Source organism: Pseudomonas sp. SMSB3 (genome assembly GCF_052041965.1).
GTDB lineage: Bacteria > Pseudomonadota > Gammaproteobacteria > Pseudomonadales > Pseudomonadaceae > Aquipseudomonas.
This window is the reverse complement of sequence record NZ_JBKGGV010000003.1, coordinates 414,307-426,451: the sequence shown is the minus strand read 5'-3', so window position 1 is coordinate 426,451 and position 12,145 is coordinate 414,307. Positions and strand designations below refer to the sequence as shown.

The window sequence follows — 12,145 nt, the reverse complement described above, 5'->3', positions numbered from 1 at the left end:
AATTCGCCGGCTAGCATACCATCGCCAGCCAGCACGCCGCAGTTGACGGCGATCAAGCAAAGGCGTCCGATAGAAGGCCTTTTCCGATGCCTACACCAGGAGTGCAAGATGGCCAAGCGTATCCAGTTCAGCCAGCATGGCGGCCCTGAAGTACTGCAGCTTGTGGAATTCGACCCCGCCCCGCCTGGGCCTGGCCAGGTGCGCGTGCGCAACCATGCGATTGGCCTGAATTTTATCGATACCTATTTCCGCAGCGGCCTGTACGCACCGCCTTCTTTGCCTTCGGGCGTAGGCACCGAGGCCGCGGGTGTGGTCGAGGCCGTCGGTGAGGGCGTCAGTCGGCTGCAGATCGGTGACCGCGTGGCCTACGGCACCGGCCCATTGGGCGCCTACAGCGAAGTGCATACACTGCCCGAGGCCAACCTGGTCAAACTGCCCGAGCACATCAGTTTCGAACAAGCCGCTGCCGTCATGCTCAAGGGGCTGACGGTACAGTACCTGCTCAAGCAGACCTACGCAGTGCAGCCGGGCCAGATGATCCTGTTTCACGCCGCAGCCGGTGGGGTAGGGTCGCTGGCCTGCCAGTGGGCCACGGCGTTGGGCGCCAAGTTGATCGGCACGGTCGGCTCTGCAGAAAAGGCCGAACGAGCCAAGGCGCTCGGCGCCTGGGCGACCATCGACTACAGCCATGAGGATGTGGCCAAGCGTGTGCTGGAGCTGACCGACGGCAAGAAGTGCCCGGTGGTCTACGACGGCGTTGGTGCCGATACCTGGCTCACGTCCCTGGACTGCCTGCAACCTCGCGGTCTGATGGTCAGCTTCGGCAATGCCTCGGGCGCGGTGAGTGGGGTGAACCTGGGCATCTTGTCGCAGAAGGGTTCGTTGTACGTAACCCGGCCGACCCTGGCGACCTACGCCAACACTGCCGAGAACACCCAGGCCATGGCCGATGATCTATTCGCCATGATTGGCAGTGGCCAATTGCTTGTGGATATCCAGCAGCGCTATCCACTGAGCGAGGCGGCCCAGGCGCAGACCGCGCTGTCGGCGCGCCAGACGGTGGGGTCTACGGTATTGCTGCCTTGAGCTAGGGAGCTCTCAGGCGCGAGGGCTCCCAACAGCCTCAACCCGGGCGCACGACCTCGCCGGTCGCAAGGTTGCGGATCACACTCGGATTCTTGCGCCCGCCCAGTGCGCCGCCCAGCACCAGGTCCAGCTGGCCGTGGAAATATTGCTCGACACGCAAGCGGGTCTTGGCGGCCGGGCGTCCGCCTGGGTTGCATGAAGTGGAAATCAAGGGCCCAACCAGCGCGCACAACTCGCGCACCTGCGGGTGGTCACTGACGCGCAGGGCCACGGTGTCATGCTGCCCGGTGACCCACTCCGGCAACAGATCCTGATGCGGCACCAGCCAGGTGTTGGGGCCTGGCCAAGTGCTGCCCATGCGGTCGATCCAGTCTTCGGGGAAATCTTCGAAGAGGAAGTCGAACTGGCGGATATTGTCGGCGACCAGGATCAAGCCTTTATCCACAGGCCGCGACTTCAGCGCCAGCAGGCGATACACCGCATCCTCGTTCCAGGGATCGCAGCCCAGGCCCCAGACCGCTTCTGTCGGGTAGGCGATGACTGCGCCCGCCCGAATCTCACGTGCGGCTTGTTGCACACGAAAACTGCTCACCATTTGCGTCTCCCGCCTCTTTGAACGTACCTGCGCGCAGTGTACTTAGCCGGCGCGGGCAAACCAACGCCCGCCCACGTTGCTGACCTGCCCATCGAGCTCCAGCTCGGTCAGCTGTGCCAGCACCTTGGCCAGCGGCTGCGCGCAGTTATGCGCCAGGTCCTCGCTAGTCTGGGGCGCTGCATGCAGCAGGGCAAGCAGAGGATGCGTCGGCGCGTGCGCGACGGCTGGTGGCAGGTTCTGCCAGCCTTTGAGGCTCTCGATGATCTGACCGACAGTCTCGACCAGCAGTGCACCATCGCGAATCAACTGATGACAGCCCTTGGCCGCTGGATGGTGGATCGAGCCTGGTATGGCGTACACCTCCCGACCTTGCTCGGCCGCCAGACGCGCAGTGATCAAGGAACCACTGGCCAGGCTCGCTTCAACCACCAGTACGCCCAGGGCCAGGCCACTGATGATGCGATTGCGCCGGGGAAAGTTTCCGGGCAATGGGCCTGCGTCGAGTGGGTACTCTGAAACCAGGGCGCCACCGTTCTGCACGATCGCCTGAGCAAGGTCGCGGTGGCGCTGTGGATAAAGTTTTTGCAGGCCCGTGCCAAGCACTGCAACCGTGCCTCCCCCGACCTGCAGCGCGCCCCGATGGGCGGCGCCGTCTATGCCCAGGGCCAAGCCGCTGGTAATGGCGAAACCTGCCTGGGCCAGCTGCCGGGAAAAGGCCCCGGCGGTATCGAGCGCCGGCGGCGTCGCTCGACGGCTACCAACGATCGCCAGCTGCGGGCGCTCCAGCAATGTTGGGTTGCCGGCGACGAACAGCAGTGCCGGAGCGTCGTCGATCTGGGCCAGCAGTTGAGGATAGTCCGGGCGGTCCCACATCAGTAAATGCTGGCCCGGATGCTCTAGCCAGGCCATTGCAGCTAGTGCGCCATCACGTACATCGGGGCTGCGTCGGGCATCGATGGCCGCTTGCGTGATGCCCAATGCGCGCCAGGCCGAGCCCGGTGCGCTGAGCGCCGACGCGGCATTGCCAAAGGCCTCGATAAGCGTGTTGAAGCGCCGAAGACCGACATCTGGCAGGCGGTGCAAGCGTAGTCGCGCTTCCAGTTCGGCCGGCGACACGGGCGACGAATGGTGGGTCTGCATAGGGATCGTCCTTGATCGAATCAGGGTGTTCGCCACATGTGCAACCTGTGGATAAGTGTGTGGGTAACAGTTTGAAAAGCTGTCGATTTGCTGGGGGCTATCGGCCCCATAGACACCCTAGATGAGCTTGCCAGGTGCTGAAATGCCCGTTTCCCTTTATTATGTGTGTTCAGTTTTCAACCGACCGCACAGTGACTGCCTGACCTTATGGCCATCTTGAACATTCTCGAATTCCCAGACCCGCGCCTGCGCACCCTCGCCAAACCGGTGACGGTGTTCGACGACGCCCTGCGTCAGCTGATCGACGACATGTTTGAAACCATGTACGAAGCGCCCGGCATTGGCCTGGCGGCGACGCAGGTCAATGTGCACCAGCAGGTCGTGGTGATGGATCTCAGCGAAGATCGCAGCGAACCGCGCGTGTTCATCAACCCCAGCGTCGAGGAACTGACCGACGACATGGGCCAGTACCAGGAAGGCTGCCTGTCGGTGCCGGGCTTCTACGAGAACGTCGATCGTCCGCTGCGCGTGCGGGTAAAAGCCCAGGACCGTGACGGCAAGCCATTCGAGCTGGAATGCGAAGGCCTGCTGGCGGTCTGCGTCCAGCACGAGTTCGATCACCTCAACGGTAAGCTGTTCGTCGACTACCTGTCGCAGCTCAAGCGCGACCGGATCAAGAAGAAGCTGGAAAAGCAGCACCGCCAGCAAGCCTGATCCCCACCTCCGGAAGGCTTGCTCCGGCAAGCCTTTTTCTTTTTTGCAAGCGAGAACTCCATGCGCATCGTCTTTGCAGGCACTCCCGAGTTTGCCGCCGAACACCTCAAAGCCCTGCTCGACAGCCCCTACGAGATCGTGGCGGTCTACACCCAGCCAGACCGCCCGGCCGGGCGCGGTCAGAAGCTCATGCCAAGCGCGGTCAAGGCCCTGGCCGTAGCCCATGATCTGCCGGTGTACCAGCCGCAGACCCTGCGCAACGCCGATGCCCAGGCTGAGCTGGCCGCGCTCGCCCCTGATCTGATGGTAGTGGTGGCCTACGGCTTGATCCTGCCGCAGGCGGTGCTCGACATTCCACGCCTGGGTTGCATCAACAGTCACGCCTCGCTGTTGCCCCGCTGGCGCGGCGCGGCGCCGATCCAGCGTGCCGTACAGGCGGGTGACGCCGAGAGTGGCGTAACCGTGATGCGCATGGAAGCCGGCCTGGACACCGGGCCGATGCTGCTCAAGGTCGTCACGCCGATCACCGCCGATGACACCGGTGGCAGCCTGCACGACCGCCTCGCCCAGTTGGGGCCTGAAGCCGTGGTCCAAGCGATTGCCGGGCTGGCAGACGGGTCGTTGCACGGTGAAGTGCAGGATGACAGCCTCGCTACCTATGCACACAAGCTGAACAAGGATGAAGCGCGCATCGACTGGGCACGCCCGGCGGCCGAGCTGGAGCGGCTGATCCGTGCGTTCAATCCCTGGCCGGTGTGCCACAGCACCCTCGACGGCGAGAGCGTGAAAGTGCTCGGTGCCAACGTGTGCTCAGGGCAGGGCGCGCCCGGCGAGATCCTCGGTGCCAGCAAGGATGGGCTGATCGTGGCGTGCGCAGACCAGGCACTGAGCCTGACCCGTCTGCAATTGCCTGGCGGCAAGGCGCTGAACTTCAGCGACCTGTTCAACAGCCGGCGCGAGAAATTCGCCACCGGCAAGGTGCTTGGCCAATGAACCCGCGCCTGGCTGCCGCCCGCGCCTTGGCTGCCGTGCTCAACGGCAAGGCCTCACTGAACGGTTCTCTACCCGCGCAACTGGACAAGGTCGACGAGCGCGACCGCGGCCTGACCCAGGACCTGGCGTTCGGCACAGCTCGTTGGCAACCCCGCCTGGATCTGCTTGCGGCGCAGCTGCTGCAAAAGCCGTTCAAAGCCGCCGATGCCGATGTGCAGGCTTTACTGCTGGTGGGGCTGTACCAACTGTTCTATACCCGCATTCCGGCCCATGCCGCCATTGGTGAGACCGTAGGCTGCGCCGACAAGCTGAAAAAGCCATGGGCCAAGGGCCTGCTCAATGCCGTGCTGCGCCGCGCCCAGCGCGAGGGTGAAGCACTGCTGGCCAGCATGGAGCGCGACCCGGTGGTGCGCACGGCGCACCCACGCTGGTTGCAGAAATCGCTCAAGGCTTTCTGGCCAGAACAGTGGGAAGCGATCTGCGCCGCCAACAACGCGCATCCGCCGATGATCCTGCGGGTCAATCGACGCCATCATGGCCGCGATGCCTACCTTGGCATGCTGGCCGAAGCTGGCGTAGCAGCCAGCCCCTGCCGCTACAGCCGCGACGGCATCGTGCTCGCCGCTGCCTGCGATGTACGGGGCCTGCCCGGCTTTGCCGAAGGCTGGGTAAGCGTGCAGGACGAGGCGGCGCAGCTGTCTGCCGAGCTGCTCGAACTGGCGCCAGGCCAGCGCGTGCTCGATGCCTGCTGCGCGCCGGGCGGCAAGACCTGCCACCTGCTCGAAACCGAGCCTGGGCTGGCCAAGCTGGTGGCCATAGACCTGGAAGCCAAACGCCTGACGCGGGTGCGCGAGAACCTCGAGCGTCTGCAACTGGACGCCGAGCTGATCGCTTGCGATGCCCGCGATACCGCCAGTTGGTGGGACGGCAAGACCTTCCAACGCATCCTGCTCGATGCGCCATGCTCGGCCACCGGCGTGATCCGCCGCCACCCGGACATCAAGCTGACCCGTCAGGCCGAGGACATCCCGGCACTCGCGGCGCTGCAGGGTGAGTTGCTCGACGCACTGTGGCCGACCCTGGAAGTGGGTGGCATGTTGCTCTACGCCACCTGCTCGAGCCTGCCCACCGAGAACACCGAAGTGATCGAAGCCTTCCTCGCCCGTACCCCGGGCGCCCGCGAGCTGGACTTGGCCACCGAGGCCGGCCTGCGCCAGCCCCATGGGCGCCAGTTGCTGGCCCAGGAAGGCGGCCACGATGGCTTCTATTATGCCAAGCTGATCAAGATCGCCGCAGCGCGCGGATAAGTCTCAAGGTAGGAGTAGCGGATGAAGATCATCATCCTCGGCGCGGGTCAGGTAGGCGGTACGCTGGCCGAGCACCTGGCCAGCGAAGCCAACGACATCACCGTGGTCGACACCGATGGCGACCGCCTGCGCGATCTGGGGGATCGCCTGGACATCCGCACCATCCAGGGTCGCGGGTCGCTGCCCACGGTCTTGCGCCAGGCCGGTGCCGACGACGCGGACATGCTGGTCGCGGTGACCAACAGCGATGAAACCAACATGGTGGCCTGCCAGGTCGCCTATTCGCTGTTCCATACCCCAACCAAGATCGCCCGGGTTCGCGAATCGGCCTACCTGACCCGCGAGGAGTTGTTCGACAACGACCATATTCCGGTCGATGTACTGATCAGCCCGGAACAGGTGGTGACCAACTACATCAAGCGCCTGATCGAACAGCCGGGCTCCCTGCAGGTCATCGACTTCGCCGAGGGCAAGGCCCAGCTGGTGGCGGTCAAGGCTTACTACGGCGGCCCGCTGGTGGGCCAGCAGTTGCGGCAGATCCGCGCGCACATGCCCAACGTCGATACGCGCGTAGCGGCCATTTTCCGCCGCGACCGCTCGATCACCCCGCGTGGCGACACGGTCATCGAGGCGGACGACGAGGTGTTCTTCATTGCCGCCAAGAAGGACATTCGCGCGGTGATGGGCGAGTTGCGGCGCATCGACGAAACCAACAAGCGCGTGGTCATCGCCGGCGGCGGGCAGATTGGCGAACGCCTGGCCGAAGCCATCGAGAGCCGTTACCAGGTCAAGATCATCGAAATGAGCCCGGCACGCTGCCGGCATCTGTCCGATAGCCTGGAAAGCACCGTGGTGCTGCAGGGCAGTGCGTCGGACAAGGACCTGATGCTCGAGGAAAACATCGCCGACGCCGATATCTTCCTGGCGCTGACCAACGACGACGAGGCCAACATCATGTCGTCGCTGCTGGCCAAGCGCTTGGGCGCGCGCAAGGTGATGACCATCATCAACAATCCCGCCTATGTCGATCTGGTGCAAGGGGGTGATATCGACATCGCCATCAGCCCCCAGTTGGCCACCATCGGCACCCTGCTGGCGCATGTACGCCGAGGCGATATCGTCAGCGTGCACTCGCTGCGCCGCGGCGCGGCCGAGGCCATCGAAGCGGTGGCTCATGGGGATGCCAAGTCGAGCAAGGTGGTCGGCAAGGCCATCGAGCACATCACCTTGCCACCTGGGACCACCATCGGTGCGATCATTCGCGCCGAACAGGTGCTGATCGCTCATGACGACACAGTGATCGAGTCGGGTGACCATGTGATCCTGTTCGTTGTGGATAAAAAGCACATCCGCGACGTGGAGAAGCTGTTCCACGTCGGCTTGAGTTTCTTCTAGGAGCAGGGGTCATGCGCGAATCGCTGGAAAAAATGCTGGCCAAGGGTGTGGATAACCCACTGTTGCGCTTTGGCCTGGGCAAAGCCTGGCTGGATGAAAGCCATGGCGCAGAGGCGGCCGTGCACCTCGCCAAATGTGTGGAGCAGGACCCAAAGTACTCGGCAGCATGGAAGCTGTTGGGCAAGGCGTACCAGTTGCTCGGGGACATGCCAGCGGCGCGCAAGGCTTGGGAGGACGGGATTGCGGCCGCGCAGGCGCATGGCGACAAGCAGGCCGAGAAAGAGATGACCGTTTTCCTGAAAAAACTCAACAAAGCCTGAAGGCGCAGGGGCGCCAGGCGCCCCAGGATCTCAATACCAGCGTGGTTCGCCAGCCGGGCGCTTCTTGAAGCGCTTCATGCTCCACATGTACTGGCTCGGGTATTCACGCACGTAGCGCTCGACCACCTTGCTCATGGCCGCTGCCGAGACGTTCACATCGGTGCTGTACATTTCTTCCGGCGCAGCTTCGAGGAACACCTTGAAGCCTGAGCCATCCGGCAGGCGCAGGGCATGCAGGAACACCCCGACCGCCTTGCCCCCGGCGAGCATGTTGGGGACGAACTTGCTGGTCAGCGCCTGGGTCCCGAGAAACGGCACGAACACACCCGCCGACTCGGCCGGTTCCGGGTCGGCGGGGATGCCCACCTGCCCGCCGCGACGGACTTCCTTGATCACACTGAGGATGCCTTCCTTGGTCGAAGGCGCTACCCGGTTGCCCATCTGCACGCGCTGTTCGCGCAGCAAGTCATCGACTGCCTTGAGCTTGGGCGGGCGATAAAAGATGATCGGCTTGCACTGGTTGCAGTAGAAGTGGTTGAGCACTTCCCAGTTACCCAGGTGGCTGGTGATGCCGACAACGCCCTTGCCGGAAGCCAGGGCCTGTTCGAGTACCTCCAGGCCATGCACTTCCTTGACCAGATCGAGCGAGCGCTGGGGCGGCCAGATCCAGGCACAGGCGCTTTCCACGAAGGATTTACCGATATCACGCAACGCTCGGCCGACCAGCTGCTCTCGCTCGTCGGCCGGCATTTCGGGAAAGCACTTGGCCAGGTTGATGCGCACGACATTGCGTGAACCGTTGGGGATTTTCCACATCAGCCAGCCGATCCCGGCACCGACACGCTGCACAGCGCCCCAGGGCAGCTTGGCAAACAGGCGCAGCACCCCGACCATCAGGGCGCCCTTGAACTTTTCCACAGGCAGTTCCTTATTTCAGCAAGGCGCGCATTGTAACCCTTCAGGGCTGCAACGCGGCGTAGCGATCGCAATCGGTGGTGTGGTCCATGACCATGCCAGTAGCCTGCATGAAGGCATAGCAGATGGTCGGGCCAACGAAGGTGAAGCCGGCCTTGCGCAGCGCCTTGCTCATGGCCTTGGCTTCGTCGGTCACCGCCGGCACATCGCTACGTGCCTGGAAGTGGTTGATCTTCGGCTCGCCGCCGACGAACGACCAGAGCCACTGCGCAGGGTTATCCACAGCCAGCCACGCCTGGGCATTGCGCCGCACCGCCGTGAGCTTGAGGCGGTTGCGGATGATGCCAGGATCTTGCATCAATACCTCGATGGACGCGTCGCTCAGCTGCGCGAGCTTGGCCGGATCGAAGCCGTGCAGCACCTCGCGATAGCGCTCGCGTTTGCGCAATACGGTGATCCAGGACAGGCCGGCCTGGAACCCTTCGAGCAAAAGCATCTCGAACAGCACGGCCGGATCGCGCTGCGGCATCCCCCATTCCTGGTCATGGTAGGCCTGGTACAACGGATCGTCGGTACACCAAAAGCAGCGTGGCATAAGGCTCCAATCAGTAGAGGGCGAGGCGAATCAGGTTATACTCCCGCTCTTTACATCCGCATCCCCAGATACAGGTGAATTTCGTGAGCCAGCCTACGCCAGCCGTGCGTACCTTCCAAGACCTGATCCTCGCCCTGCAAAACTACTGGGCAGCTCAGGGTTGTGTGGTGCTCCAGCCCTACGATATGGAAGTAGGCGCCGGCACTTTCCACACCGCTACCTTCCTGCGCGCCGTGGGTCCAGAAACCTGGAACGCCGCCTATGTGCAGCCAAGCCGTCGCCCTGCCGACGGGCGGTATGGCGAAAACCCCAACCGCCTGCAGCACTACTACCAGTTCCAGGTCGTGCTCAAGCCCAACCCGGCCAACTTCCAGGAGCTGTACCTGGGCTCGTTGAAGGCCATTGGCCTCGATCCCCTGGTCCACGACATCCGCTTCGTCGAAGATAACTGGGAATCGCCGACCCTGGGCGCCTGGGGCCTGGGCTGGGAAATCTGGCTCAACGGCATGGAGGTCACCCAGTTCACCTACTTCCAGCAGGTCGGCGGCATCGAGTGCTATCCGGTAACCGGTGAAATCACCTACGGCCTCGAGCGCCTGGCCATGTACATCCAAGGTGTCGACTCGGTGTACGACCTGGTGTGGGCCGACGGTCCGTTCGGCAAGGTCACCTATGGCGATGTGTTCCATCAGAACGAAGTCGAGCAATCGACCTACAACTTCGAACACGCCAATGTCGACAAGCTGTTCGAGCTCTTCGACTTCTATGAAAGCGAAGCCAACCGCCTGATCAAGCTGGAGCTGCCGCTGCCGACCTATGAAATGGTCCTGAAGGCCTCGCATACTTTCAACCTGCTGGACGCCCGCCGCGCCATCTCGGTAACCGAGCGCCAGCGCTACATCCTGCGTGTGCGTACCCTGGCGCGGGACGTGGCGCAAAGCTATCTGCAGGCCCGTGCCCGTCTGGGGTTCCCGATGGCCACCCCTGAACTGCGTGACGAAGTGTTGGCGAAGCTGGAGGCTGCACAATGAGTGCTCAAGATTTCCTGGTAGAACTGGGCACCGAAGAGCTGCCTCCCAAAGCCCTCGCCAGCCTCGGCGACGCCTTCCTGGCAGGCATCGAGAAAGGCTTGCAGGCTGCTGGCCTGAACTACACCGGCAAGCAGGTCTACGCGGCGCCGCGGCGCCTGGCCGTGCTGCTGCGTGGCCTGGACGTACAGCAGCCTGATCGCAGCATCAACATCGATGGCCCGCCCCTGCAAGCCGCGTTCAACGCAGCCGGCGAGCCGACCCAGGCGGCCTTGGGCTTTGCCAAGAAGTGCGGTGTCGACCTTTCCGAAATCGACCAGAGCGGTGCCAAGCTGCGTTTCTCACAGCACATTCCGGGCAAGGCGACCGCCAGCCTGCTGCCGACCATCGTCGAAGATTCGCTCAACGACCTGCCGATTCCCAAGCGCATGCGTTGGGCAGCCAGCCGTGAAGAGTTCGTGCGCCCGGCCCAATGGCTGGTGATGCTGCTGGGTGATCAAGTGATCGACTGCACCATCCTGTCGCAAAAAGCCGGCCGGGAATCGCGCGGTCACCGCTTCCACCATCCGCACAACGTGCTTATCACCACCCCGGCCAACTACGTCGAAGACCTGCGCAAGGCCTATGTACTGGCCGACTTCGCCGAACGCCGCGAGTTGATCGGCAAGCGTACCGCAGAGCTGGCCATGCAGCAGGAAGGCACCGCCATCGTGCCGCCGGCGCTGCTGGACGAAGTGACCGCCCTGGTCGAGTGGCCAGTGCCGCTGGTGTGCTCGTTCGAGGAACGCTTCCTCGAAGTGCCGCAAGAGGCGCTGATCACCACCATGCAGGACAACCAGAAATACTTCTGCCTGCTCGACGGCGAAGGCAAACTGCTGCCGCGCTTCATCACCGTGGCCAACGTCGAAAGCCGCGACCCGCAGCAGATCGTGCAAGGTAACGAGAAGGTCGTGCGTCCACGCCTGACCGACGCCGAGTTCTTCTTCAAGCAAGACAAGAAGCAGCCGCTGGCGAGCTTCAACGAGCGCCTGAAGAACGTGGTATTCCAGGCTCAGTTGGGCAGCGTCTACGACAAGGCCGAGCGCGTCTCCAAACTGGCCGCGTTCATTGCCCCGTTGATCGGCGGTGACGCCCAACGCGCTGGTCGCGCCGGCCTGCTGTCCAAGTGCGACCTGGCCACCGAGATGGTTGGCGAGTTCCCTGAAATGCAGGGGGTGGCTGGCTACTATTACGCCTTGAACGACGGCGAGCCGGAAGACGTCGCCCTGGCCCTGAACGAGCAATACATGCCGCGCGGTGCTGGCGCAGAATTGCCGCAGACGCTGACCGGCGCTGCCGTGGCCATCGCCGACAAACTCGACACCCTGGTCGGCATCTTTGGTATCGGCATGCTGCCCACCGGCAGCAAAGACCCGTATGCCCTGCGTCGCGCAGCGCTGGGTGTATTGCGCATCCTGATCGAGAAGCAACTCGACCTGGACCTGGCCACTGCCGTCGACTTCGCGGTCAAGCAGTTCGGCGCCAAGATCAAGGCTGCGGGTCTGGCAGAGCAAGTGCTGGAGTTCATCTTCGACCGCCTGCGCGCGCGTTATGAGGACGAAGGCATCGACGTTGCCACCTACCTGTCGGTGCGCGCCTTGAAACCTGCTTCGGCGCTGGACTTCGACCAGCGCGTGCAGGCGGTGCAGGCGTTCCGTAAATTGCCTGAGGCCGAAGCCCTGGCAGCCGTGAACAAGCGCGTATCGAATCTGCTGAGCAAGGCCGAAGGTGCCATTGCCGAGCAGGTCGAGCCGAAGTACTTCGACAACGCCAACGAGTTCTCGCTGTACTCGGCCATTCAGCAGGCCGACCAAGCGGTTCAACCAATGGCTGCCGCACGCCAGTACAGTGAGTCGCTGGCCCGCCTGGCGGCGCTGCGTGATCCGGTCGATGCCTTCTTCGAGGCCGTGATGGTCAACGCCGAGGACGCCAAGGTACGTGCCAACCGTTACGCGTTGTTGAGCCGCCTGCGGGGCCTGTTCCTGGGCGTGGCCGACATTTCGCTGCTGGGGTAAGCC

The 12,145-nt window shown here is 63.4% G+C and carries 12 protein-coding genes; 8 read left to right on the top strand and 4 right to left on the bottom strand.

Annotated elements, in window-relative coordinates; all coding sequences use genetic code 11:
• The first annotated feature begins 108 nt into the window (after positions 1-108).
• Positions 109-1,086: an NADPH:quinone reductase gene (locus ACLEJW_RS07895; RefSeq protein ID WP_440777306.1), complete on the top strand. Its 978-nt coding sequence runs from the start codon at positions 109-111 to the stop codon at positions 1,084-1,086.
• Positions 1,087-1,123: 37 nt separating this feature from the next.
• On the opposite strand, the gene ACLEJW_RS07890 is transcribed toward ACLEJW_RS07895, so the two are convergent.
• Complete coding sequence (locus tag ACLEJW_RS07890) at positions 1,124-1,681, bottom strand: L-threonylcarbamoyladenylate synthase (RefSeq protein WP_145184721.1); 558 nt, start codon at positions 1,679-1,681, stop codon at positions 1,124-1,126.
• Positions 1,682-1,723: 42 nt separating this feature from the next.
• Complete coding sequence (gene dprA, locus ACLEJW_RS07885) at positions 1,724-2,821, bottom strand: DNA-processing protein DprA (RefSeq protein WP_145184717.1); 1,098 nt, start codon at positions 2,819-2,821, stop codon at positions 1,724-1,726.
• A 207-nt stretch (positions 2,822-3,028) separates the two neighbouring features.
• Here dprA and def point away from each other — a divergent pair, with 207 nt between their 5' ends.
• Genes def through ACLEJW_RS07860 form a run of 5 tightly spaced genes read left to right on the top strand, consistent with a single transcriptional unit; the run spans position 3,029 to position 7,550 of the window.
• Entirely contained in the window at positions 3,029-3,535 is a 507-nt protein-coding gene (gene def / locus ACLEJW_RS07880) for a peptide deformylase (protein ID WP_145184714.1), read from the top strand.
• A gap of 60 nt (positions 3,536-3,595) precedes the next feature.
• Complete coding sequence (gene fmt, locus ACLEJW_RS07875) at positions 3,596-4,528, top strand: methionyl-tRNA formyltransferase (protein ID WP_313644570.1); 933 nt, start codon at positions 3,596-3,598, stop codon at positions 4,526-4,528.
• Positions 4,525-5,835, top strand: a complete 1,311-nt coding sequence (rsmB, locus tag ACLEJW_RS07870) for a 16S rRNA (cytosine(967)-C(5))-methyltransferase RsmB (protein ID WP_145184708.1) — start codon at positions 4,525-4,527, stop codon at positions 5,833-5,835. The genes fmt and rsmB overlap by 4 nt, the downstream gene beginning before the upstream one ends.
• 21 nt (positions 5,836-5,856) lie before the next feature.
• Positions 5,857-7,230, top strand: coding sequence for a Trk system potassium transporter TrkA (trkA, locus tag ACLEJW_RS07865; RefSeq protein WP_145184706.1), 1,374 nt, complete (start codon positions 5,857-5,859; stop codon positions 7,228-7,230).
• Positions 7,231-7,241: 11 nt separating this feature from the next.
• A complete protein-coding gene (locus tag ACLEJW_RS07860; protein WP_145184703.1) occupies positions 7,242-7,550 on the top strand; it encodes a tetratricopeptide repeat protein in 309 nt (102 codons plus the stop codon).
• A gap of 30 nt (positions 7,551-7,580) precedes the next feature.
• On the opposite strand, the gene ACLEJW_RS07855 is transcribed toward ACLEJW_RS07860, so the two are convergent.
• Together ACLEJW_RS07855 and ACLEJW_RS07850 are read right to left on the bottom strand one after the other, a co-directional pair.
• Positions 7,581-8,468 carry a lysophospholipid acyltransferase gene (locus ACLEJW_RS07855; RefSeq protein ID WP_145184700.1) on the bottom strand — a complete coding sequence of 296 codons (888 nt, stop codon included), beginning with the start codon at positions 8,466-8,468 and terminating at the stop codon, positions 7,581-7,583.
• A 40-nt stretch (positions 8,469-8,508) separates the two neighbouring features.
• Positions 8,509-9,060: a DNA-3-methyladenine glycosylase I gene (locus ACLEJW_RS07850; RefSeq protein ID WP_145184698.1), complete on the bottom strand. Its 552-nt coding sequence runs from the start codon at positions 9,058-9,060 to the stop codon at positions 8,509-8,511.
• 83 nt (positions 9,061-9,143) lie between these two features.
• On the opposite strand from ACLEJW_RS07850, the gene glyQ reads away from it, so the two are divergent.
• Together glyQ and glyS are read left to right on the top strand one after the other, a co-directional pair.
• A complete protein-coding gene (gene glyQ / locus ACLEJW_RS07845; protein ID WP_003253126.1) occupies positions 9,144-10,091 on the top strand; it encodes a glycine--tRNA ligase subunit alpha in 948 nt (315 codons plus the stop codon).
• Positions 10,088-12,142: a glycine--tRNA ligase subunit beta gene (gene glyS / locus ACLEJW_RS07840; RefSeq protein ID WP_313454765.1), complete on the top strand. Its 2,055-nt coding sequence runs from the start codon at positions 10,088-10,090 to the stop codon at positions 12,140-12,142. Before glyQ ends, glyS begins: the two co-directional genes overlap by 4 nt.
• Positions 12,143-12,145 lie beyond the last annotated feature (3 nt).